The sequence below is a fragment of the Bordetella genomosp. 13 genome (assembly GCF_002119665.1).
Taxonomy (GTDB): domain Bacteria; phylum Pseudomonadota; class Gammaproteobacteria; order Burkholderiales; family Burkholderiaceae_B; genus Bordetella.
The window spans coordinates 4,312,390-4,335,151 of sequence record NZ_CP021111.1 but is presented as its reverse complement, the minus strand read 5'-3'; the positions used below and the strand labels follow the sequence as shown (position 1 = coordinate 4,335,151).

At 69.4% G+C, this 22,762-nt stretch carries 21 protein-coding genes; 8 read left to right on the top strand and 13 right to left on the bottom strand.

Translation table 11 applies throughout. From position 1 onward, the window contains the following. Window positions 1-17: 17 nt before the first annotated feature. Genes gmhB through glyQ form a run of 3 tightly spaced genes read right to left on the bottom strand, consistent with a single transcriptional unit; the run spans window position 18 to window position 3,597 of the window. A complete protein-coding gene (gene gmhB, locus CAL15_RS19525) occupies window positions 18-560 on the bottom strand; it encodes a D-glycero-beta-D-manno-heptose 1,7-bisphosphate 7-phosphatase (protein ID WP_086080015.1) in 543 nt (180 codons plus the stop codon). Beyond that, a complete protein-coding gene (gene glyS, locus CAL15_RS19520) occupies window positions 557-2,695 on the bottom strand; it encodes a glycine--tRNA ligase subunit beta (RefSeq protein ID WP_086080014.1) in 2,139 nt (712 codons plus the stop codon). The genes gmhB and glyS overlap by 4 nt, the downstream gene beginning before the upstream one ends. Beyond that, the gene (gene glyQ / locus CAL15_RS19515) at window positions 2,692-3,597 is read right to left on the bottom strand and encodes a glycine--tRNA ligase subunit alpha (protein ID WP_086080013.1); all 906 of its coding nucleotides are present in this window, start codon (window positions 3,595-3,597) and stop codon (window positions 2,692-2,694) included. Before glyQ ends, glyS begins: the two co-directional genes overlap by 4 nt. Before the next feature lie 223 nt (window positions 3,598-3,820). On the opposite strand from glyQ, the gene CAL15_RS19510 reads away from it, so the two are divergent. The 7 genes from CAL15_RS19510 (at window position 3,821) to CAL15_RS19480 (ending at window position 11,000) form a co-directional block, all read left to right on the top strand. Further along, entirely contained in the window at window positions 3,821-4,843 is a 1,023-nt protein-coding gene (locus CAL15_RS19510) for an Rpn family recombination-promoting nuclease/putative transposase (RefSeq protein ID WP_157666693.1), read from the top strand. Window positions 4,844-5,008: 165 nt separating this feature from the next. Further along, entirely contained in the window at window positions 5,009-5,776 is a 768-nt protein-coding gene (locus CAL15_RS19505; protein ID WP_086080011.1) for a crotonase/enoyl-CoA hydratase family protein, read from the top strand. Window positions 5,777-5,958: 182 nt separating this feature from the next. Further along, complete coding sequence (locus CAL15_RS19500; protein WP_086080010.1) at window positions 5,959-7,482, top strand: fumarate hydratase; 1,524 nt, start codon at window positions 5,959-5,961, stop codon at window positions 7,480-7,482. A gap of 77 nt (window positions 7,483-7,559) precedes the next feature. Continuing rightward, entirely contained in the window at window positions 7,560-8,000 is a 441-nt protein-coding gene (locus CAL15_RS19495) for a secondary thiamine-phosphate synthase enzyme YjbQ (protein WP_086080009.1), read from the top strand. 161 nt (window positions 8,001-8,161) lie between these two features. Beyond that, window positions 8,162-8,992, top strand: coding sequence for an FAS1-like dehydratase domain-containing protein (locus CAL15_RS19490; protein WP_086080008.1), 831 nt, complete (start codon window positions 8,162-8,164; stop codon window positions 8,990-8,992). Continuing rightward, the gene (locus tag CAL15_RS19485; RefSeq protein ID WP_086080007.1) at window positions 8,989-10,182 is read left to right on the top strand and encodes a CaiB/BaiF CoA transferase family protein; all 1,194 of its coding nucleotides are present in this window, start codon (window positions 8,989-8,991) and stop codon (window positions 10,180-10,182) included. The genes CAL15_RS19490 and CAL15_RS19485 overlap by 4 nt, the downstream gene beginning before the upstream one ends. Continuing rightward, the gene (locus CAL15_RS19480) at window positions 10,182-11,000 is read left to right on the top strand and encodes an HpcH/HpaI aldolase/citrate lyase family protein (RefSeq protein ID WP_420042513.1); all 819 of its coding nucleotides are present in this window, start codon (window positions 10,182-10,184) and stop codon (window positions 10,998-11,000) included. The genes CAL15_RS19485 and CAL15_RS19480 overlap by 1 nt, the downstream gene beginning before the upstream one ends. A gap of 104 nt (window positions 11,001-11,104) precedes the next feature. Here CAL15_RS19480 and CAL15_RS19475 read toward each other — a convergent pair whose 3' ends face one another. From CAL15_RS19475 to hda, 4 genes are read right to left on the bottom strand one after another with little or no spacing between them, the layout of a single operon-like run. Next, window positions 11,105-11,599 carry a 2-amino-4-hydroxy-6-hydroxymethyldihydropteridine diphosphokinase gene (locus tag CAL15_RS19475; protein WP_086080005.1) on the bottom strand — a complete coding sequence of 165 codons (495 nt, stop codon included), beginning with the start codon at window positions 11,597-11,599 and terminating at the stop codon, window positions 11,105-11,107. Further along, window positions 11,596-12,990 (bottom strand): polynucleotide adenylyltransferase PcnB, encoded by a 1,395-nt coding sequence (pcnB, locus tag CAL15_RS19470; RefSeq protein WP_086080004.1) that lies wholly within the window; start codon window positions 12,988-12,990, stop codon window positions 11,596-11,598. The genes CAL15_RS19475 and pcnB overlap by 4 nt, the downstream gene beginning before the upstream one ends. A 4-nt stretch (window positions 12,991-12,994) precedes the next feature. Next, window positions 12,995-13,693 (bottom strand): HAD family hydrolase, encoded by a 699-nt coding sequence (locus tag CAL15_RS19465; protein ID WP_086080003.1) that lies wholly within the window; start codon window positions 13,691-13,693, stop codon window positions 12,995-12,997. Then, window positions 13,690-14,592: a DnaA regulatory inactivator Hda gene (gene hda, locus CAL15_RS19460; RefSeq protein ID WP_232468039.1), complete on the bottom strand. Its 903-nt coding sequence runs from the start codon at window positions 14,590-14,592 to the stop codon at window positions 13,690-13,692. The genes CAL15_RS19465 and hda overlap by 4 nt, the downstream gene beginning before the upstream one ends. 151 nt (window positions 14,593-14,743) lie before the next feature. On the opposite strand from hda, the gene purM reads away from it, so the two are divergent. After that, window positions 14,744-15,793 carry a phosphoribosylformylglycinamidine cyclo-ligase gene (purM, locus tag CAL15_RS19450; protein WP_086080002.1) on the top strand — a complete coding sequence of 350 codons (1,050 nt, stop codon included), beginning with the start codon at window positions 14,744-14,746 and terminating at the stop codon, window positions 15,791-15,793. A 9-nt stretch (window positions 15,794-15,802) separates the two neighbouring features. On the opposite strand, the gene CAL15_RS19445 is transcribed toward purM, so the two are convergent. From CAL15_RS19445 to mutL, 6 genes are all read right to left on the bottom strand, one after another. Beyond that, entirely contained in the window at window positions 15,803-16,789 is a 987-nt protein-coding gene (locus CAL15_RS19445; RefSeq protein ID WP_086080001.1) for a substrate-binding periplasmic protein, read from the bottom strand. 6 nt (window positions 16,790-16,795) lie between these two features. Continuing rightward, complete coding sequence (locus CAL15_RS19440) at window positions 16,796-17,563, bottom strand: ABC transporter permease (RefSeq protein WP_086080000.1); 768 nt, start codon at window positions 17,561-17,563, stop codon at window positions 16,796-16,798. Next, complete coding sequence (locus CAL15_RS19435) at window positions 17,560-18,423, bottom strand: ABC transporter ATP-binding protein (RefSeq protein WP_086079999.1); 864 nt, start codon at window positions 18,421-18,423, stop codon at window positions 17,560-17,562. Before CAL15_RS19435 ends, CAL15_RS19440 begins: the two co-directional genes overlap by 4 nt. Before the next feature lie 4 nt (window positions 18,424-18,427). After that, the gene (locus CAL15_RS19430) at window positions 18,428-19,465 is read right to left on the bottom strand and encodes an ABC transporter substrate-binding protein (protein ID WP_086079998.1); all 1,038 of its coding nucleotides are present in this window, start codon (window positions 19,463-19,465) and stop codon (window positions 18,428-18,430) included. Between the two features lie 219 nt (window positions 19,466-19,684). Then, window positions 19,685-20,635, bottom strand: coding sequence for a tRNA (adenosine(37)-N6)-dimethylallyltransferase MiaA (miaA, locus tag CAL15_RS19425; RefSeq protein WP_086081190.1), 951 nt, complete (start codon window positions 20,633-20,635; stop codon window positions 19,685-19,687). Between the two features lie 97 nt (window positions 20,636-20,732). Then, window positions 20,733-22,688, bottom strand: coding sequence for a DNA mismatch repair endonuclease MutL (gene mutL, locus CAL15_RS19420; protein ID WP_086079997.1), 1,956 nt, complete (start codon window positions 22,686-22,688; stop codon window positions 20,733-20,735). Between the last annotated feature and the right edge of the window lie 74 nt (window positions 22,689-22,762).

Genomic DNA, 22,762 nt, shown 5'->3' with positions numbered 1-22,762 from the left:
TGCGGAGGGGGATTCTTTCATGCGGCGTCCCGCAGCAGCAGATCGGCGAAGGCGGCCAGGTCGTCGCAGACCTGGGTGCCGGGCGGCAGGCCGCCCTTGTCCAGCGTCCTGCGGCCGTTGCCGGTAAGCGTCAGCCACGGCGAGCAGCCCGCCGCGGCGGCCGCCTGCAGGTCGCGCAGCGAATCCCCCAGCGCGGGCACGCCGGCCAGTTCGACGTCGTAGCGCCGCGCGATGTCGTGGTACATGCCCGGCAGAGGCTTGCGGCACGAGCAGCCGTCATTGGGCCCATGCGGGCACAGGAAGATGGCGTCCACGCTGCCGCCCGCCTGAGCCACCTCGTGGTGCAGCTTGGCGTGGATGGCGTTGAGCGCGGCCATGTCGAACAGTCCGCGCGCCAGGCCGGACTGGTTGGTGGCGACCACCACGGTCCAGTCGGCCTGCGTCAGGCGCGCGATGGCCTGCACGCTGCCGGGCAGCGCGATCCACTCGTCGGGCGTCTTGACGAAGGCATCGCTGTCCTGGTTGATGACGCCGTCGCGGTCGAGAATGACGAGTTTCACTGTGCCAGCCTGGAAATGTCGGCCACGCGGTTCATCAGGCCGTGCAGCTGGCCCAGCAGGGCCAGGCGGTTGGCTCGCACCGCGGGATCGTCGGCCATGACCATCACGTCGGCGAAGAACGCATCGACGGGCTCGCGCAGCCGCGCGAGCGTGCGCAGGCTGGCCGCGAAGTCGCCGGCCGCGGCCTGGGCCTCGGCTTCGGGGCGCAGCCCCGCCACGGCATCGGCCAGGGCTTTTTCGGCCGGCTCGACCAGGCGGGCCAGGTCGACCTGGCCGATGTCGCCTTCCGCCTTCTTCAGCAGGTTGCCGATGCGCTTGTTGGCGGCAGCCAGGCTGGCCGCCTCGGGCATGCCGGCGAACGCGGCCACCGCGCGCACGCGTTCGGCCACCTGGTGCAGCGGCGGCGCCAGCGCGATGACCGCCTCGACCGCGTTGCGGTCGGCGTCGGCGATGAGCTGGTTGCGATAGCGTTCGTAGATGAACGCGCGAACCTCGCCGATGGTCTCGGCCGGGATCTTGCCTTCGGGGAAGGCGCCGGCGGTCAGGGCCAGCAGCCCGTCCAGCGACAGCGGACCGTCGGCATCGATCTTCAGCCAGCCGCCGGCGGCCAGTTGCTCGAACGCGCTGATCAGGCCCAGCGCGGCGCGGCGCAGGCCGAAGGGATCGCGTTCGCCGGTGGGCGCCAGGCCGATGGCCCAGATGCCGACCAGCGTCTCGGCGCGTTCGGCGATGAACAGCACCGCCGCGGTAAGGGTGTCGCGCGTGACCGGGGCGTCGCAGCGGTTGCGGTATTGCACGCGCAGCGCCTGGACCACGTCGGCCGGCTCGCCGTCGCCGGCGGCATAGTAGGCGCCCATGATGCCCTGCAGCTCGGGGAACTCGCCCACCATGTTGCTGCCCAGGTCGGCCTTGGCCAGCAGGGCGGCGCGGTCGGCGGCATTCTGGTCGGCGCCCAGCGCCTGGGCCACGCCGCGCGCGATGGCGCGCACGCGCTGCACGCGCTCGAGCTGCGTGCCCAGCTTGTTGTGATAGACGATGCTGCCCAACTGGTCGACGCGCGAGGCCAGCGGCGTCTTGCGGTCGGTCTGGAAGAAGAACTGCGCATCGGCCAGCCGCGGACGCACCACGCGCTGGTTGCCTTCCACGATGTTGACCGGGTCGGCCACCTGCATGTTGCTGACGATGAGGAAGCGGTGCGTGAGCTTGCCGCTGGCCGGATCGAACAGCGGGAAGTACTTCTGGTTCAGGCGCATGGTGAGGATCAGGCATTCCTGCGGCACCTGCAGGAACTGCTCTTCGAACTCGCCCACGTAGACGGTGGGATGTTCGACCAGCGCGGTCACTTCGTCGAGCAGGGCGGCGACTTCGGGATCGTCGCCCAGCGTCGCGCCCAGGCGCGCCGCATGTTGGTCCAGCTGGCGCGAGATCTCGGCGCGGCGGCCCTCGAAGGAGGCGATGACGCGGCCCCGCTCGGCCAGGGCGGACACGTACGAGTCGGAGTCGGGGATGTCGATGGCGCCGCTGCTCATGAAGCGGTGGCCCATGGTATAGCGGCCGGCCGACAGACCCAGCGCGCGCACCGGCACGATGTCGCCGCCGTGCAGCGCGGTCAGGGCGTGGGCGGGGCGCACGAACTTGACGCTGGTGACGCCGTCGTCGAGCTGATAGCGCATCACCTTGGGGATGGGCAGGCCATCGATGGCCGCGTCCAGGGCCTCTTGCAAGCCATCGGCCAGGGCCAGGCCGGGGGCGGTGCCGCGCGCGACCAGGTATTCCTGCTTGCCGTCGGACTCGCGTTCCAGCGTGGACAGGTCGATGTTCTCGAGGCCCTTGGCGGCCAGTTTCTTCGCCAGCGCCGGCGTGGCCGAGCCATCGGCGGCCAGGCCGACCTTCACGGGCATCAGCTTTTCGGCGTAGGCCTGGTCGGGGGCCTGGGCCAGCACGGCCGGCAGACGCACCGCCAGCCGGCGCGGCGTGGCATAGGCCTCGGCCTGGCAGCCGTCGGCCAGCAGGCCATGTCTGGCCAGGCCGGCGCGCACGCCTTCGGCAAAGGCCTGGCCCAGCCTGTTCAGGGCTTTGGGCGGCAGTTCCTCGGTAAGCAGTTCGACCAGCAGGGGGCGGACGGGGCTCATCATTGCGCCTCCACGTTCGTACGCTGCAGCATGGGGAAGCCCAGACGCTCGCGCGAATCGTAGTAGGCCTGCGCCACGCTGCGCGACAGGTTGCGGATGCGGCCGATGTAGGCGGCGCGCTCGGTGACGCTGATCGCGCCGCGCGCGTCCAGCATGTTGAAGGTATGGGCGGCCTTGAGGGCGGCTTCGTATGCCGGCAGGGCCAGCGGCACGTCCATCAGGCGCTTGGCCTCGGCCTCGTAGTCATTGAAATGGGCAAACAGCATGTCGGCCGAAGAGTGCTCGAAATTGTAGGTGGACTGTTCGAATTCGTTCTGGTGGAACACGTCGCGGTACAGCACGCGCTTGCCGCCGGCGCCTTCGGTCCAGACCAGGTCGTAGACGCTTTTCACGTCCTGCAGGTACATGGCCAGGCGTTCCAGGCCGTAGGTGATTTCGCCGGTGGTCGGGTTGCAATCCAGGCCGCCGACCTGCTGGAAATACGTGAACTGCGTGATTTCCATGCCGTTGAGCCAGACCTCCCAGCCCAGGCCCCACGCGCCCAGCGTGGGGTTTTCCCAGTCGTCCTCGACGAATCGGATGTCGTGCTGCGCCGGATCGATGCCCAGCGCCTTGAGCGAGCCGATGTACAGCTCGAGGATCTCGGGCGGCGCGGGCTTGAGCACAACCTGGTACTGGTAGTAGTGCTGCAGGCGGTTGGGGTTCTCGCCGTAGCGGCCGTCCTTGGGGCGGCGCGAGGGCTGCACATAGGCGGCGCGCCAGGGCTCGGGGCCGATGGCGCGCAGGAACGTGGCGGTGTGCGACGTACCCGCGCCGACTTCCATGTCGTAGGGCTGCAGCAGGGCGCAGCCTTGCTTGTCCCAGTAGTCCTGGAGCGTGAGGATGATTTGCTGAAAGGTGAGCATAGAAGGCTTGTAGGCGGGCCGGGTCGCAGGCGCCCGGGCTTTTTTGGGAACTCGGCATTTTAACTGCCCGCGTCGGATTTGCCTGGCCCGCTCTTGCCGTAAACCTCGCAGGGTGCCGCGGATGCGCGGGAGAGCCGGCGGGTGGGACAAATCCGCCCAATTTCGCTGCGCGGACGGCGTTGCTAGAGTCGCGCTTCCGTATCTCGCCAGGAAAGCCGCCATCGTGTCTCCGTTGTCCGCCCGCCTTCCGGCCACGCTTCCGCGCCTGGCCCTGTCCAACGATCTGGTATTCAAGGCGCTGTTCTCCCGCTGGCCGCACTTGCTGTCGGATCTGATCAATGCGGTGCGCCATCCGGCGCCGCCCATCGCGATCGCGCGCATCCTGAATCCGCACGTGCTGGCCGACGATCCTGCCGGCAAGCGTGTCGAGTTCGACATCCTGGCGCAGGATACGGAGGGCGGCCTGTACGTGGTCGAGATGCAGGCACGCTGGCAGGCGCATTGGCCGGCGCGCAATGTGTACTACGTGGCGCGCGGCCTGGCCGGGCAATTGCGGGCCGGGCAGGGGTATGAAGAGCTGCGGCCGTCCATAGGCATCAGTCTGCTGGGACAGAATTGGGACGCCGGCGCGTCGGACCAGGCTGATTGGCACTTCAGTGTGCGCGATGCGCGGCGCCCGTCCATAGAATTTGGCAACGAGCTGCATTGGCATCTCGTCGAACTGCCCAAGGCAGACATGCTCGCCACCGGCTCGCCTCAATTCCAGGCGTGGGTGGCCTGCCTGCGCCACAACCTCAACGAGGAAGTCATGAACCAGATCACTCACCCTCCCGTCCGCGAAGCGCTCTTCCATCTCGAATCGATGTGTTCCGACGAAGAACTGCGCATCCGCGCCATGCTGCGAGAGATGGCGCGGATGGATCACCAGGCTGAACTCAAGGCTGCGCGCGACGAGGGCAGGGAAGAAGGCATCGAACGCGGTATCGAGCGGGGGATCGAGCAAGGTATCGAGCAAGGAATCGAGCGAGGTATCGAGCAAGGAATCGAACAAGGCCGGGTACATGCCCTCCGTGAAGTCCTGGAACGGCAGGTCGTCCACCGCTTCGGCGCGCTGTCCCCGGCTGCTCGCGACACGCTGCAGAATGCGCCGGCCGACGTGCTCTCGGCCTGGACCCTGAACCTGTTCGAGGCCACGTCCATCGAACAGCTGTTCGGCCAGACTCCGCCCGGCACCGCGTCGCACTGAACCGGCCCGCGGTGCCTGCGCGCTGGCTGCCTTGCCCCGGATGCCGAGTTGCCAGCCCCGGGCACCGCTCGTCCGCGCACCCACGCGGCGTATCATTCCACCTGGGCAGTCCCATATACCTATCCGCGGGCTCGCGTGCCGGCCCGCCCTCAGAGGAGCAACAGCATGTCCGACCTGGTGAAGGTGGAAATCGCCGACGGCATCCAGACCATCACGATCAACCGGCCCGAGGCCAAGAACGCCATCAACCTGGAAACCGCCCAGGCCCTGGCGGCGGCTTTCGACCAGATGGACGCCAACGGCGACGTGCGCATCGGCATCCTGACCGGGGCGGGCGGCACGTTCTCGTCGGGCATGGACCTGAAGGCTTTCGCGCAAAGCGGACAGCGGCCGCTGATTCCCGGCCGCGGGTTCGCGGGCCTGAACGAGCGCCCGCCGAAAAAACCGCTCATCGCGGCCGTGGAGGGCTATGCGTTGGCCGGTGGCTGCGAAATGGCGTTGGCGGCCGACCTCATCGTGGCGGCCAGCAACGCCAAGTTCGGCCTGCCCGAGGTCAAGCGCGGCCTGGTGGCCGGTTCGGGCGGCATGATGCGCCTGCCGCGCCGCCTGCCGTATCACGTGGCCATGGAGATCGTGCTGACCGGCGACATGTTCGAGGCCCAGCGCGCCCATGCCCTGGGGCTGGTCAATCGCCTGGCCGAGCCGGGCAAGGCGCTCGAGGCCGCGCGCGAACTGGCGCGGGTCATCGTCGAGAACGGCCCGCTGGCCGTGCAGACCGCCAAGTCCATCGTGGCGCAGGCCGGCGACTGGGAACAGGACACCATGTTCGACCGCCAGCGTCCGCTGATCGCCCACATCTTCACCTCGGCCGACGCCAAGGAAGGGGCCACCGCGTTCGCCGAGAAGCGCAAGCCTGTCTGGCAGGGCAAATAAAAGGGGCGCACCACAACCGCGCCGCCCCGCCGTAGCGCGAGCCGCCCGGGCAGCGCACCCCCGCCCGATTTATGATTGCGGGGTGCGCCCGCCGGCGCGGGCACCCCTCGCCATCTTTCCGAACTTCTCTCTTCTCCCTACTCATCAGCGAAACCGGCGGCATTCCGTGCCGCTTTCCCATCATGACCACGCTCATCAAAGAAGAAGACCTGATCCAGTCCATCGCGGACGGCATCCAGTTCATCAGCTACTACCATCCCGTCGACTACATCCGTCATCTGGCGCGTGCCTACGAGCGCGAGGAAAGCCCCGCGGCGCGCGACGCCATGGCGCAGATCCTGACCAACTCGCGCATGTGCGCCGAGGGCAAGCGTCCGCTGTGCCAGGACACCGGCATCGTCAACGTGTTCCTGAAGGTGGGCATGGACGTGCGCTTCGACACCAAGCGCAGCCTGCAGGAGGTCTGTGACGAGGGCGTGCGCCGCGGCTACCTGAACCCGGACAATCCGCTGCGCGCCTCGGTGCTGGACGATCCGCTGTTCGCGCGCAAGAACACCCGCGACAACACCCCCTGTATCCTGCACGTCGAGCTGGTGCCCGGCGCCAAGGTCGACGTGCAGATCGCCTCGAAGGGCGGTGGTTCCGAGAACAAGTCGAAGTTCGTCATGCTGAATCCCAGCGACTCCCTGGTCGACTGGGTGCTGAAGACGGTGCCCACCATGGGCGCGGGCTGGTGCCCGCCGGGCATGCTGGGCATCGGCGTCGGCGGCACGGCCGAGAAGGCCATGCTGATGGCCAAGCAGTCGCTGATGGAAGACATCGACATGTACGAGCTGCTGGCGCGCGGCCCGCAGAACAAGCTGGAAGAGCTGCGCATCGAGCTGTATGAAAAGGTCAACGCGCTGGGCATCGGCGCGCAGGGCCTGGGCGGTCTCACCACCGTGCTGGACGTGAAGATCAGCACATTCCCCACGCACGCGGCCTCCAAGCCCGTGGCCATGATTCCCAACTGCGCCGCCACGCGCCACGCGCACTTCGAGCTGGACGGCTCGGGCCCCGCGCGCCTCGATCCTCCCGCATTGTCCGAGTGGCCCGAAGTGCACTGGGCGCCCGACTACAACAAGTCGAAGCAGGTCAACCTGGACACGCTGACGCGCGAGGAAGTGGCCAGCTGGAAGCCGGGCCAGACCCTGCTGCTGTCGGGCAAGATGCTTACCGGCCGCGATGCCGCGCACAAGCGCATCCAGGACATGCTGGCCAAGGGCGAGAAACTGCCTGTGGACTTCACCAACCGCGTCATCTACTACGTGGGCCCGGTCGATCCGGTGCGCGACGAGGTGGTCGGCCCGGCCGGTCCCACCACGGCCACCCGCATGGACAAGTTCACCGAGATGATGCTGGCGCAGACCGGCCTGATCTCGATGATCGGCAAGTCCGAGCGCGGTCCCGTCGCCATCGACGCCATCCGCAAGCACAAGTCGGCCTACCTGATGGCCGTGGGCGGCGCCGCCTACCTGGTGTCCAAGGCTATCCGCACCGCCAAGGTGCTGGCGTTCGAAGACCTGGGCATGGAAGCGATCTACGAGTTCGACGTGAAGGACATGCCGGTGACGGTGGCCGTCGATGCCGAAGGCACATCGGTCCACAACACCGGTCCGAAGGAATGGCAGGCCCGCATCGGCAAGATCCCCGTGGCGGTGGCCTGATGAGGGTCGAGCGGGCGGCGCGGGCACGTGCCCGGACCGCCCGCTCGTTCCCGGCCCGGCAGCGATAGCATGACGCCATGAAATCCTCGCCCGCCACGCATTTTTCCCAGCACGAGATCCGGGTCGACACGCCGGGCCGTGCCTTCATGGACCTCACGCCCGAACTGCGCGCCTTCTGCGCCGCCAGCGGCGTGCGCGACGGCCTGCTGAACGTCTTCGTGCGGCATACCAGCTGTTCGCTGCTCATTACCGAGAACGCGGATCCCGACGTGCACGGCGACCTGCAGCGCTTTTTCGCGCGGCTGGTGCCGGACGGCGATCGCCTGTATGCGCACGATGCCGAGGGCCCGGACGACATGCCGGCCCACGTGCGCAGCGCGCTGACCTGCGTCAGCCTGGGCGTGCCCGTTCGCGGCGGACGCTTGGCCCTGGGCACCTGGCAGGGCGTGTACCTGTGGGAGCATCGGCTGCGTCCGCATCGGCGCGAGGTGATCGCCACGCTGGTGGGCGTCGGCTAGTCCGCCGCGGTCGTCGGCCGGGCGGCGGCTGGCGCGGCAGATGGTGCTGCAGATGGCGCAGATTCCGGCGCCCCGAACCCCGCCTTGGTCAAAAACGAATTCACAACGATCCCGCATTGCTGCATCCTGCGCCGTGGAGCCCACACATAGGATGAACCGGCATGACCAAACCTGATCCCACCGCCTGGATCGGCAGCAGCGAGCGCAAGGCGGACGCGCTCGACCCGGGCCACGCGCAGCGCGTGGCCGCCGCGCTGGGTGCGCCCGCGCCCGCGCAGGGCGAGCCGTTGCCGCCCTTGTGGCAATGGGCGTTTTTCATTAGCGCCGTCGACGCCGAAGGCCTGGGCCTGGACGGCCATCCGGCCCGTGGTGGCTTCCTGCCCCCGGCCGATGGCCGCAACCGCATGTGGGCGGGCGGGCGCGTCACGTTCATCCGGCCGCTTACGGTCGGCGTGCCGGCCGAACGGGTGTCCACCGTGCAGGACGTCAAGGAAAAGACCGGCCGCACCGGCGCGCTGCTGTTCGTGACCGTGCGCCACGAATACCACCAGGAGGGCCGCCTGGCCTTTCATGAAGAGCAGGACATCGTGTATCGCGAGCCCTCGCCGCCCAAGCTGGCCGGCACCGAGCCCGCGCCGCAGGCGCAATGGCGCGATGCGGTCGAACCCAGCCCGGTGCTGCTGTTCCGCTATTCGGCCGTCACCTTCAACGGCCATCGCATCCACTACGACCATCCGTACGTCACGGGCACCGAGGGCTATCCGGGCCTGGTCGTGCACGGACCGCTCATCGCAACCGAAATGGTGGCCGCCTTCGTACGCGCGCGTCCCGGGGCGAGGCTCGAACACCTGGCCTATCGCGGCCTGCGCCCTTTGATCGCGCCCACGCCGTTCCACGTGGCCGGCAACGTGTCGGACGCGGGCCTGGCCAGGCTGTGGGCCGAGCAGGACGGCACCCTGGCCCATCAAGCCGAACTGAGGTTCTCCGAATGAGCAATGAGGCTCCCCGTCCGCTGGACGGCATTACCGTCGTCAGTCTCGAACACGCCATCGCCGCGCCGTTCTGCACGCGGCAGCTGGCCGACATGGGCGCGCGCGTCATCAAGATCGAGCGGCCCGGCGTCGGCGACTTCGCGCGCGGCTACGACGAGCGCGTGCGCGGGTTGTCCTCGCATTTCGTCTGGACCAACCGTTCGAAGCAGAGCCTGTCGCTGAACCTGAAGCATCCCGAGGCGCAGGACGTGATGGAACGCCTGCTGGCCTCGGCCGACGTGCTGGTGCAGAACCTCGCGCCCGGTGCCGCCGAGCGCCTGGGCCTGTCGTTCGATGCGCTGCATGGCCGTCATCCGCGGCTGGTCGTGTGTGATATCTCGGGCTACGGCGAGGGCGGCCCGTACCAGGACAAGAAGGCCTACGACCTGCTCATCCAGAGCGAGAGCGGCTTCGTGTCGGTCACCGGCACGCGGCAGGACCCCGCCAAGGCGGGCTGCTCCATCTCCGACATCGCCGCCGGCATGTATGCCTACTCGGCAATCCTGAACGCACTGCTGCTGCGGCATCGCACCGGCAAGGGCAGCCGCATCGACGTCTCCATGCTGGAAAGCATGGTGGAGTGGATGGGTTTTCCGATGTACTACGCCTTCGACGGCGCGCCGCCGCCGGTGCGGGCCGGCGCAGCCCACGCCACCATCTATCCGTACGGACCGTTCCCGGTAGGCGGCGGCGCCACCATCATGCTGGGCCTGCAGAACGAGCGCGAGTGGGTGGTGTTCTGCGACAAGGTGCTGGGGCAGCCCGGCCTGGCGCAGGACGAGCGGTTCTCGTCGAACTCGCGCCGCGCCGCCAACCGCGAGGCGCTGCGCGAGCTGATCGTGGCGGCCTTCGTCGCGCTGGACGTGCAGGAGGTCGCCGACCGCCTGGATGCGGCGCAGATCGCCAACGCGCGCGTCAATGACATGGCGGGCGTCTGGGCCCATCCGCAGCTGCAGGCGCGTGGGCGATGGCGCGAGGTCGACAGCCCCTCGGGGATGCTGCCGGCGCTGCTGCCGCCCGCCACCAGCAATGCCTTCGAGCCGCGCATGGACCCGGTGCCGGCGGTGGGCGAACACACCGATGCGGTGCTAGCATCGTTGGGGTACGCGCCCGCCGAAGTCGCGCGCCTCCATGATGCTGAGGTCGTCTGATGCCGTCTTTGCTACGTACCGCCCTGTTCGTTCCCGGCACGCGCCCCGAGCGCATCCCCAAGGCGCTGGCCAGCGGCGCCGATGCCGTCATCGTCGACCTCGAGGATGCCGTCGAGCATCTCGCCAAGGACGCCGCCCGCGAGGCGCTGTGCGACTTCCTGGGCACGCAGCCGCAGGCGCGCGTCTGGGTGCGCATCAACGACGCGTCCACGCCGTGGCACGACGACGATCTTCGCGCCTGTCGCGGCCGCGCTGCCGTGGCGGCCATCCTGCTGCCCAAAACCGAAAGCCAGGCGCACGTGCGCCACGCCGCGCAAAGCGGCATCCCCATCGTGCCGCTCATCGAGACCGCGTGCGGCGTACTGAACCTGGCCGAGATCGCCGCCGCGCCCGGCGTGGCGCGGCTGTCGTTCGGCGGCCTGGACTATGGCGTCGACCTGAACCTGGTGCCGGGCACCGAGGGCGAGGCGGCGCTGCTGGACCAGGCTCGCGGCCAGGTGCTGCTGCACAGTCGTGCGGCGGGACTTGCCGCGCCGCTGGACGGCGTGTACCCCGACATCCAGGACATCGTCGGCCTGCGCGTGGCCGCCACGCGGGCGCACGACATGGGATTCGCGGGGATGATGTGCATACACCCCAGCCAGATCGCGGTGGTGCACGACGCGTGCAAGCCCGCGCAGGCCGAGGTCGAATGGGCGCGCCGCGTGGTGCAGGCCTATCGCGACAACGCCGCGGGCGCATTCCGGCTGGACGGCAAGATGGTGGACGCGCCGGTCGTGGCGCGGGCGCGCCAGGTGCTCGAGCGCGCGGGCGAATAGCGTTCGTCCTCCGGCCGCCGAGGGCACGTCAGGAACGGCGAGCGAGCATCGTCGTCGTCGCGCGGCGCCGGCTCCGTCAAGCTGCCTTGCCGTTCGGCGGCGTATCAATCGATTCTGGTGATGTCCTGGTCCGGCAGGGCGGCGATCAGGTCTTCCACGCGGCGCTGGCCCAGCACCAGCGCGGGCGCCAGGTCGTGCAGCGGCAGCAGCACGAACGCGCGTTCGTGCATGCGCGGATGCGGCAGGGTCAGCCTGTCGCTTTCGATACGCTCGCCGCCATACAGCAGCAGATCCAGGTCCAGCGTTCGCGGCGCGTGGTAGTACGGCCGCTCGCGGCCATGGCGCAGTTCCAGCGCCTGCAGCGCGTCCAGCAGCTGCAGGGGAAGCAGGGTGGTATCGAGCGCGGCGACGGCATTGACGTAGTCCGGACCGTCGGCATCGACGGGTGCGCTGCGATACATGGGCGAGGCTTTGCACGACAGTATGCCGGGCAGGGACGCCAGATCGGCCAGGGCCGCCCGCAGCGTGCCGGCGCTGTCGCCCAGGTTCGAGCCCAGCCCGACGTAGGCCAGCGCGGGCGCGGCGCCCGGTCGCGTCATGCGGCGTCCGGCGCGCCGGACGATTCGCCGCCGGCATTGCCATCACCGCCGCCCGCGCGACGGCGGCGCCGGGGACGGCGCTTGCGGGCGGGCCCATCGCCGCCGGCCTCGCGAGGCAGCCTGGCGGTGTCTTCGATCATCTCGGCGCGGGTCGCGTCGTCGGCATTGGCCAGGTCCATCCACCATTGCGCCAGCACGCTGTCGAACTCGCCGGCGGCGGCGCGCAGCTGCAGGAAGTCGCAGGCGGCGCGGAAGCGCGGCTGCTCGATCATGCGGTAGGTCGCCTTGCCCTGGCGGCGCTCGAAGCGCGGCTGCATGAACCAGATCTCGCGCATGTCCGACGAGAAGCGGCGCTGGATGGCCAGCTTCTCGGTCTGTTCGTCCAGCACCGAATCCGCGGCCTGCACCAGGGCGGGCATGGTGTGTTCGCCTTCGGCGCGCAACTGCTTCCAGCGCGCGTCCACCAGGCGCCACAGCAGCGCCGCGAACAGGAAGCTGGGGCTGATGCCCTTGCCCGCCCGCACGCGCGCGTCGGTGCGTTCCAGCGCCTGTTCCACGAAGTTCTCGCCGCCCGGCTGTTCGAGCACGACGTCCAGCAGCGGCAGCAGGCCGTGGTGCAGGCCCTCGCCGCGCAACTGGCGCAGGCAGTCCATGGCGTGTCCGCAGGTCAGCAGCTTGAGCATTTCGTCGAACAGCCGCGAAGCGGGCACGTTCTCGACCAGCCCTGCCATGGTGCGGATCGGCTGGCGCGTGGCCGGCTCGATGGTGCCGTTGAGCTTGGCGGCGAAGCGCACGGCGCGCAGCATGCGCACCGGGTCTTCGCGATAGCGCTTGATCGGATCGCCGATCATGCGGATCTGGCGCTTCTTGAGGTCTTGCACGCCGTCGTGGTAGTCGATGACTTCCTCGGTGTGCGGATCGTAGTAAAGCGCGTTCATGGTGAAGTCGCGCCGCGCGGCGTCCTCGGCCTGCGTGCCGAACACATTGTCGCTGAGGATGCGGCCGTGCTCATCCGTCTTCTGGTCCACGCTGGCCGGGGCGCGGAACGTGGAGGTCTCGATGATCTCCTGGCCGAACACCACGTGCACCAGCTGGAAGCGGCGGCCGATGATGCGTGCGCGGCGGAACAGCGGTCGGATCTGTTCGGGCGTGGCGTTGGTGGCCACGTCGAAGTCCTTGGGCTCGAGGCCGACGATCAGGTCGCGCACCGCGCCGCCCACGATGTAGGCTTCGTAGCCATGCTGGCGCAGTACGTCGCAGACCTTGATGGCGTTGCGCGATACGTTGCGCCGGTCTATGCCGTGGCGCTCGCGCTCGATGCGCAGGGGGCCGCCGGCGACGGTGGGCCCGAACAGGCGGCCGACGAATTTTTTTATGGTGGTTGTGATCATGTGTCTACGACTTGGCGTCCTGGGTGTGATCGAACAGGTCGATCACCTCCCAGCCCTGGCGTTGCGCGATGGCACGCAGCGTGGGGCTGGGGTTCGTTGCGATCGGACGCGTGACCTGCTCGAGCAGCGGCACGTCGTTGACCGAATCGCTATAGAAAAACGATTCCGCGAAATCCGCAAGTTTCAGGTCCATGCCGGCCAGCCAGTCGCGCACGCGCACGACCTTGCCTTCGCGGAAACTGGGCGTGCCGAGGATGCGGCCGGTATGGCGGCCGGCGGCGTACTCGGGATCGGTGGCCACCAGATGCGGCACGCCGAAGGCGCGCGCGATGGGGGCGGTGACGAAGCTGTTGGTGGCGGTGACCACCGCGCACAGGTCGCCGGCCCGCAGATGGCGGTCGACCAGTTCGATGGCGGCGGGCGTGATGGCGGGGCGTATCACCTCGGCCATGAATTCCTCGTGCCACGCGGCCAGGTCGTACGGCGTGTGCGCGGCCAGCAGGCCCAGCATGAACTCGGCGGCCTGTTCGGCCGTGAGCTCGCCGCGGTTGTAGCGCTCCATCAGGTCGTCGTTGCGGCGGCGCGCCTCGACCGGATCGCCGGCCCTGCCTGTGCGCGCCAGGAAGTCAGCCCACTGATAGTCGCTGTCCAGCGGCAGCAGCGTGTGGTCCAGGTCGAACAGGGCGAGGCGGGGAACGGTCATGTCGCTTGCGAATCGGGGTCTGCCAGCATGGCGCGCAGCAGCGGGATGGTGATGGGCCGGCCGGTGGCCAGCGAGTAGCGGTCGAGCGCGTCCAGCAGCGCCGCCAGTTTGCGGATGTCGCGCTCGTGATGGGTCAGCATCCAGTTGACGACTTCCGGGCCCAGCTGCAGGCCGCGCTCGGCAGCCTGGGCGGCAAGGGCGGCCAGCTTGTCGGCATCGGACAGCGGCTCGAGCCGGAAGACCAGGTCCCATCCCAGGCGGGTGCGCAGGTCTTCGCGCAGCGGCATGGACATGGGCGCGCGGTCGCCCGAGACGGCCAGGGCGAAGGCCCGGCTGGTGGCCGTGGTTTCGCGCCAGCGATTGTACAGGGCGAACAGGGCCGCCTGCTGGTCGCCATCCATGCGGTGTACGTCGTCCACCGCGACCAGCCGCGGCAGCGCCGCCGGAACGGAGTTGGCATCGCGAGCGTGGGGGCTGTCCGGCAGCGCCGCCGGGCCGCCCCAAGGCGCTGCCCGCCCCCCCGGGGGGCAGCGAGCATCGCGAGCGTGGGGGCCGTCCGGCAGCGCCGCCGGGCCGCCCCAAGGCGCTGCCCGCCCCCCCGGGGGGCAGCGAGCATCGCGAGCGTGGGGGCCGTCCATCATCGCGTCGGGTTCGGCTTCGGCCAGGGCGCGCAGCGCGCCGGCATCGCTGCCGGCGTCGAGGAAGATGCTGCCGGGTTCGGCGGCCAGCGCGCGCAGCAGGTGGCTGCGGCCGCAGCCGGCGGGGCCCCACAGGTAGATGGCGCGGCCGGCGGCCAGCGCGCGCGCCGCCGCCAGCGCCTCGCCATTGGGGCCGGCGATATAGTTGGCCAGCGAGGGCGCTGGCACGGCAAGAACGTCAAGCAGCAACTGGCGGGTCATGAGAGGCGATCAACGGGCTTTCCGAAAGGGCATGGCGAAGGGGTGCGCGCAGGGCCGTGGCGCCCCGGGGGACAAGCTGGTCCGGCGGCGTCGTAAAATCGGAAAGTTCCACCCAAATCCCGCAATTTTTACATAGCCCACGGTTTTTCTCATGACGAATCCTTCCTCCGCTCCCCTTACCTACCGCGATGCCGGGGTCGACATCGACGCGGGCGACGCGTTGGTCGATCGCATCAAGCCCCTCGCGGCGCGCACCATGCGCCCCGGCGTGCTGGCCGGCATCGGCGGTTTCGGCGCGCTGTTCGAGGTGCCCAAGAAGTACCGCGAGCCCGTGCTGGTATCGGGCACCGATGGCGTGGGCACCAAGCTGCGCCTGGCGTTCGAGTGGAACCGCCATGACACCGTCGGCATCGACCTTGTCGCGATGAGCGTGAACGACATTCTGGTGCAGGGCGCCGAGCCGCTGTTCTTCCTCGATTACTTCGCCTGCGGCAAGCTGGCGGTGGACACGGCTGCCGCCGTGGTCGGCGGCGTCGCCCGCGGCTGCGAACTGGCAGGCTGCGCGCTCATCGGCGGCGAAACGGCCGAGATGCCCGGCATGTATCCCGACGGCGAATACGACCTCGCGGGCTTCGCCGTGGGCGCGGTCGAGAAGTCCTCCATCATCGACGGCAAGTCCATCCAGCCCGGGGACGTGGTGCTGGGCCTGGCGTCCAGCGGCGCGCATTCCAACGGCTACTCGCTCGTGCGCAAGATCATCGATCGCGCCGGCGCCAAACCCGACCAGGACTTCCACGGCCAGCCGCTGGTCGACGTCGTCATGGCCCCGACCCGCATCTACGTCAAGCAGATGCTGGCCGCCATCGCCAAGCATGGCGCCGCCATCAAGGGCATGGCCCACATCACCGGCGGCGGGCTGCTGGACAACGTGCCGCGCATCCTGCAGAACGGCCTGTCGGCCCGCTTGCAGCGCGACGCGTGGCAGATGCCGCAGCTGTTCCAGTGGTTGCAGCAGCAGGGCGGCGTGGCCGACACCGAAATGCACCGGGTGTTCAATTGCGGTATCGGCATGGTGGTGGTGGTGCCGGCCGACCAGGCCGACGCCGTGGCCGCCACGCTGCGCGAGCAGGGCGAAACCGTCAGCGTCCTCGGCGAGATCGTCGAGCAGCAGGACGGCATGGCGCAGACGGTGGTGGTGTAAGCCGTCTCTTCACGAATGGCAGACCAGGCCATCCTGCAGCGCCGCGACTTCCAGGTTCACCAGGCCGGCGCGCTGCTCGCGGGCCTGCTGCAGCGCCCCGCTGGCTTTCCAATAGCGCACCACCTTGTCCAGGTAGCCGGCCGATGTCGCGTCGGCCCGTGCCAGCAAGATCTGCGGCTGGCGGGCGTCGGGCTCGATCCCGATGGGCAGGCGCTGGTAGAAGCGCCACTCCTGGCGCGCCATTAGCCGTTGCAGCACGGCTTCATCCTCGGCCAGCACTTCGCATTGGCCGCTCATGAAGGCATAGGCGGCATGCACGCTGGAAGGATACGGACGTGGCTTCGCGCCGTGTTCGCGCGCCAGGCGGCCGGCGTAGGGGCTGCCTTGCTGCACGCAGACGCTGCGGCCTGCAAGCAGGCCGGGCGCGCCGGGCCGTGCCGCCAGATCGCGCCAGGCCTGCGCCGCGGCGCGCAGCGCCACTAGCGATGCGCGGCCCGTGACGTAGGCGGCCGACACGGTCCGGTCGGCGGACATCGCCAGTCCCTTGTCGATGGGCATGCCGTAGCGCGTGCCGGCCAGAATCAGGTCGGCCTGCGGACCCGCCAGTGTGTCCAGCGCAGAGGTCTTCTCGTCGGGCGAGGCCAGAGGGACGATGCGCGCCTGCACGCCGAGCGTGTCGGCGATGTGGCGGGCCAGCGCGGTGTCGTAGTCGTCCGGTTCGGGCGGCGCGGGGGCGCCGGCGGGAGCCGGGCGCGGATAGGCGCGCACCGCCACGACCAGCGCGCCGCGCTGACGCGCCTGTTGCAGCAGGGGCCCCAGCGGCTGCGCGCGCCAGTCCGGCGCGGGCGTCCAGGCGGCCAGCCAGCGTTGCGCCCGCTCCCGCAGATGGCCGACCAGCTCCGGAGCGCGGGCGGACAGGCCTGCCGATACGGCGGCGCAGGCCGCAAGCAGCAGCGTCGCCGCGCCCAGGCGGCGCAGGGTTCGCTTGGCGCCCATGCCGCCTCAGATCTCCGGAGCCAGGCCGCGGCGCCACCGCGTGCGCCAGCGCTCGATCAGCGCCAGCACATAGTTCAGCGCAAGGCCCAGCAGCGCCAGCAGCAGGATTCCGGCGTACATCGACGGAATCTGGAACACCTCCTGGGAATTCAGCGTCAGAAAGCCCAGGCCAGAATGCGCGCCGATCATTTCGGCGGCCACCAGCGCGGTGATGCAGTAAGTGCCCGCCAGCCGCACGCCGGTGAAGATCGACGGCGAGGCCGCCGGCAGCACCACCTTGCGGAACACGAAGGCGCCGGACGCGCCCATCGAGCGCGCCGCGTTCACCAGCAGCGGATCGACCTGCTTGACGCCGCCGATGGTGTTCAGCAGCACCGGCCAGAACGACGCCCAGAAGATGATGGCCACTTTCGACAGTTCCCCTATGCCCAGGAACAGCACGAACACCGGGAACAGCGCCAGCGCCGAGGTCTGCCTGAACAGTTGCAGGATGGGATCGACCACGCGCTCGAAGCGGGCGAAACGGCCCATGGCCAGGCCCAGCGACACGCCCAGCGCGATGGCCAGCAGCAATCCCCACAGCGAACGCTGCAGGCTGGCCAGCACGTGCTTCGCCAGTTCGCCCTGCCCGGCCAGGCCGGCCACCGCCCGCAGCACTTCGGACGGCGGGCTGAGGTAGGCTTGGCTGACCACGCCGGCGCGCGGCAGCAGTTCCCAGGCCAGCAGGAAGCCCGCGATGCCGATCAGGCCCAGGCCGTGGTCGCGCCATCTCATGGCGCCGCTCCCGCCAGCGTGTCCCGCTCGGCCGGGTTCGCCGTCGCACCCAGCGGGCGCGGCGTGGCGGCGGGGTCGAGGAACTGCACCTCGCTTTTCAGGATGTCCCATGCGCGCTGGCGAAGACGCACGAACGCCTCGGTGTTGCGCAGTTCCGGGCTGCGGGGGCGGAGCAGCGGCACGTCGATGATTTCCTTGATGGTGCCGGGGCGGCGGGTCATGATGGCGATCCGGTCGGACAGGAAGATGGCCTCGTCCAGGCTGTGCGTGATGAACACGATGGTCTTGCGATGGCGCTCCCACAGGCGCAGCAGCTCGTCCTGCAGGATCTCGCGCGTCTGGGCGTCCAGCGCCGCGAAGGGTTCGTCCATCAGCAGCACGTCGGGCTTGTAGGCCAGCGAGCGCGCGATGGCCACGCGCTGCTTCATGCCGCCCGAGATCTCGTGCGGATAGCGATTGCCGAAGCCGTGCAGGCCCACCTGCTCCAGGTGCTCCTGGGCGATGCGCCGGCGCTCGGCCGCCGCCATGCCGCGAATCTCCAGTCCGACCTCGATGTTCTCCAGCACGGTGCGCCACGGAAACAGCGCGTAGCCCTGGAACACCACGCCCTGGTCGGGGTTGATGCCGTGCAGCGGCGTGCCGTCGATGGCGATGCTGCCGGCACTGCGCGGGGTCAGGCCAGCCAGGATGCTGAGGAACGTGGACTTGCCGCAGCCGGACGGCCCGAGAATGGAGATGAACTCGCCCTCGCGCACGCGCAGGTCGAAGTCGCGCAGCACCGGCAGGGTGGCGGGCCGTCCGTCCTCGCCGCGCACCGGATATGCCTTGCCCACGCCCTGGGCGACGATCTTGTCCGCCATCGCTTCAGGCCCGCGCGTAAGGGTTGAACGCGTTGGTGTAGATGTCCGTGGCTTTCACCTTGCCCCTGGGCAGCTTGCCTTCGGCTTCCAGCACGTCGATGTAGTACTGGATCGGCGGCTCGGTCACCACCAGATTGTCGACGTAGGCATATCGGTCCACGTATTCCAGCTGCAGGTTGATGCGCTTGGACACCAGCTTGCGCGCCTCTTCGGGATTGGCGTTGACCCAATTGGCGGCGCGGGCGATGGCGGTCACCACGTCCCGCACGGCCTGCGGATGCTCGCGGATGAACTTGCCGTGCGCGCTGTACGGCTGCATGCCGCCCAGGCCGCCGTCCAGGTCGTAGTCGCTCCACAGCCGCGTCAGCGTCCCGGCCTGGTCCGCACGGCCCGAGAACGGAGCATGGATGATGGCCAGGTCTGTGTTCCCCGTGGCCAGGGTCTGTTCGGCCTGGTCGTCCGGAATGACCACGAAGTTGATCTTCTTCACGTCCACGCCCTGCTGGCGCAGCCACGTCTTGGTGACGAACTCGGCGCATGCGCCGAAGCTGTTGAAGCCGACGGTCCTGCCTTCCAGGTCCTTGGGAGTGCTGATGCCGGAATCCTTGCGCACGAAGTACTTCATGTGCGGCGCGTCACGCAGCGTCTTGTTGCCCGCGGCCACCACCTTGATGTCGCCGCCGGCGGCCACCGCCGAGATCACCAGGGGCACCATGCGCGAGCCGAAGTCGATCTCGCCGATGCTGGTGAGCGGGATGATCTGCGGCGCGGCGATCTTGCCGATGTATTTGGGACGGGTCTGCGTGCCCTCGAAATAGCCCAGGTCGTCGGCCAGGTAGACCAGGTCGAAAGAAGGGTTGTCGGGATACTTGAAGGCGACGCGTTCGCCAATCCGTGAGACCACGGCCGGCGCGGCGGCCTGCGCCAGGCCGCGTGCGGCGTAGCCGAGCAGGCCGGCGCCCGCCACGGCCAGTCCTGCGGCCTGCTTGAGCGCACGGCGGCGCGACACGGATGCGCCCTGGCGGGCAGTGGATGAAGGCATGGCGGTGTCCTGGCGATGAGTGGCAAGGCGCGCGCCTGGCGGCGACATTGCCTTGATGGGTGTCGGACACTGTATTGCGAGGGCTTTTCGGCGCTAACTATTTTTCCGAAGAAAAAATATTCTTGCCGGATATTGATATATGTGCCGTGCGCGGCACGCGTGCCATACCGCGGGCATGCGCTGCGAAGCGGCTGGCAGGCGGGCCGGGCGGTGCGCCGCCTACGCGGCGGACGGCAGCAGCCGCGCCATCGCGTCCACGACCTGCGATGCGGCATCGGCCGCCATGCAGTCCACCACCGTGCGTTCCGGCTGCGCGCGCAGCCAGGTCAATTGCCGCTTCGCCAATTGCCGCGTGGCCGCGATGCCCTGTTCGCGCGCGGTGGGCAGGTCCACCTCGCCGTCCAGGTAGCCCCACAGCTGGCGATATCCCACGCAGCGCATCGAGGGCAATTCGGGGTGCAGGTCTGGCCGCGCATGCAGGCCGCGCACCTCTTCCACGAATGCCGCCTGCAGCATGGCGTCGAAGCGCATGGCGATGCGCGCATGCAGGCCCGCGCGATCCGAGGGTTCCAGGCTGATGGTGTGATAGCGCGGGCCGCCCTGCTGGCCGGCCGTACGTGCGCCGCCCAGCAGTTCCGACATGGGCTTGCCGCTCAGCTGGCAGATTTCCAGCGCGCGCTGGATGCGCTGGCTGTCGTTGGGAGACAGGCGTGCCGCGGTGGCGGGGTCGAGCTGCGCCAGTTCCGCATGGAGCGCTGGCCAGCCGCGTTCGGCGGCGCGCGATTCCAGTTCCGCACGCAGCGCGGGATCGGCCTGCGGCAGGTCGTCCAGGCCGTCGCGCAGGGCCTTGTAGTACAGCATGGTACCGCCGGCCAGCAGCGGCACGTTGCCGCGTGCGCGGATATCGGCGATCAGCCGCAGGGCATCGGTGCGGAATTCGGCCGCCGAATACGACTGCGTGGGGTCGCGGATGTCCAGCAAGTGCTGGGGCACCTGGGCGCGCTCCTGTGCCGAGGGCTTCGCGGTGCCGATGTCCATGCCGCGGTAGATGGTGGCGGAGTCGACGTTGACGATTTCCAGCGGCCAGCGCCGCGCCAGCGCCAGGCAGGCGGCGCTCTTGCCGGCGGCGGTGGGGCCTGCCAGGCAGATGACCAGGTCGTCGTTGAGCATGGGCATCAGGCGCGACGGTCCGGCGGGCAGCGAACCGGCGACGGCGATGGAAAATGGCGGCGACGCATCGTCGCCGCGGCGTGACCGGGCGCGTGCATCATTGGCCCCGCAGGAACAGCTTGTCCAGGTCTGACACCGACCACTGCACCCAGGTGGGCCGGCCGTGGTTGCACTGGTCGGCGCGCTCGGTGGCCTCCATCTGGCGCAGCAGCGCGTTCATCTCTTCTATCGTCAGTTTGCGATTGGCGCGCACCGAGCCGTGGCACGCCATGGTGGCCAGCAGCTCGTTGCGCTGCTCGGTCAGCAGCTGCGACACGCCTACGTTGTCCAGATCGCGCAGCACCGAGCGCGCCAGGCTCTCGATGTCGCCGCGCGCCAGCAGCGCCGGCACGCAGCGCACTGCGATCGAGTTGGGGCCGGCGGGCCGCATCTCGAAGCCCAGATCCGAGAGCTGCTGTTCGTACTCCTCGACCAGCGCCACGTCCTTTTCGGCGGCATGGAACACGACCGGCACGAGCAGATCCTGGCGGGGCAGGCTGCGCGCGTCCAGCGCGTGCTTCAACTGCTCGTACACCACGCGTTCGTGCGCGGCGTGCATGTCCACCAGCACCAGGCCGCGCGCGTTCTGCGCCAGGATGTAGATGCCGTGCACCTGGGCCAGCGCCATGCCCAGCGGATGTTCGCCGTCGGGCAGCGGACGCGGCGCCGGTTCGCGCAGCATCGGCACGGCGGCGGGTTCGGGCAGCGGGTAGGGGGCGGCGGCATGGTCGACCACGGCGGCCTCGGGCTGGCCGGAGTGGGGGCTGCGCGCCGGTTCGGCCAGCGGACGATACAGCGCCTGCCAGTCGGAAACGGGAATGCCGGCGGGCTCGGCATGCAGGCGGAATGGCACCTGCGTATGCGGGCGCTGCGCCGAGCCGGTGGAGGGCGCTGCGGCCGCGCGACCCGCATACGCGGGCGCGGCACGCGCAGGGCCGATGGCGCCTGGATTCGCGGTCTCGCCGCGCGGGGCAGCGGATGCCGGTTCGACGGTCGTCTGCGCGGCCGGCGCCGCGGCCTGCGCGCCACCCGTCTGGGCCAGGGCCTGGCCCACGACCTGGCTGACGTAGCGGTGCACCGCGCCGCTGTCGCGGAAGCGAACTTCGCTCTTGGCCGGATGCACGTTGACGTCCACCGCGCCGGGATCGACGTCCAGGTAGAGCACATAGGCGGGCTGGCGGTCGCCATGCAGCACGTCCGCGTAGGCGGCGCGCAGCGCATGGCTGACGGTGCGGTCGCGCACGAAGCGGCCGTTGACGTACAGATACTGGCGATCGGCGCGAGCCCGCGCCGCCGTGGGACGCGACACCATGCCGGCCAGCGCGATGGCGCCGATGGCGTTCTGCAGCGGCAGGGCCTGCGAGGTGAACTCGGCGCCCAGCACGTCGCGGATGCGCTGCGCGGGCTCGGCGGGCAGCCACTGGCGCTGCGCGCGGTCGTGGTGGAACAGGCGGAAGGCGATGTGCGGGTTGGCCAGCGCGATGCGCTCCAGCACGTCCAGGCAGTGTCCGAATTCGGTGGCCTCGGCGCGCAGGAACTTGCGGCGCGCCGGGACGGAGTCGAACAGCTGCCGCACGTCCACCGTGGTGCCCACCGGGCCCGAGGCTGGCGACACCACGCCGCTGGAACCGTCGATCTGCCAGGCATGGTCGCCGTCGCGCGTGCGCGAGATGATGGTGACTCGCGCCACCGAGGCGATCGACGCCAGCGCCTCGCCGCGAAACCCCATCGAGGCCACGGACTCCAGTTCGCGCAGGTTGCGGATCTTGCTGGTGGCGTGGCGCGCCAGCGCCAGCGGCAGCTCTTCGGGCGGAATGCCGCTGCCGTCGTCCGTGACCGCGATGCGGCGGATGCCGCCGCCTTCCAGCCGCACCTCGAGCGCGCGGCCGCCCGCATCGATGGCGTTCTCCAGCAGTTCTTTCAGCACCGACGCGGGCCGCTCGATGACCTCGCCGGCAGCGATCTGGCTGATGAGCAGGTCGGGCAGGGCGGCAATGGAGCGGCGTTCGGACATGGATGGGCAGGACGGACAGGGATGTGGAACCAGGTCGATTTTAGCCCTTGGCACCAGCCCCTCGCGAACGCCAT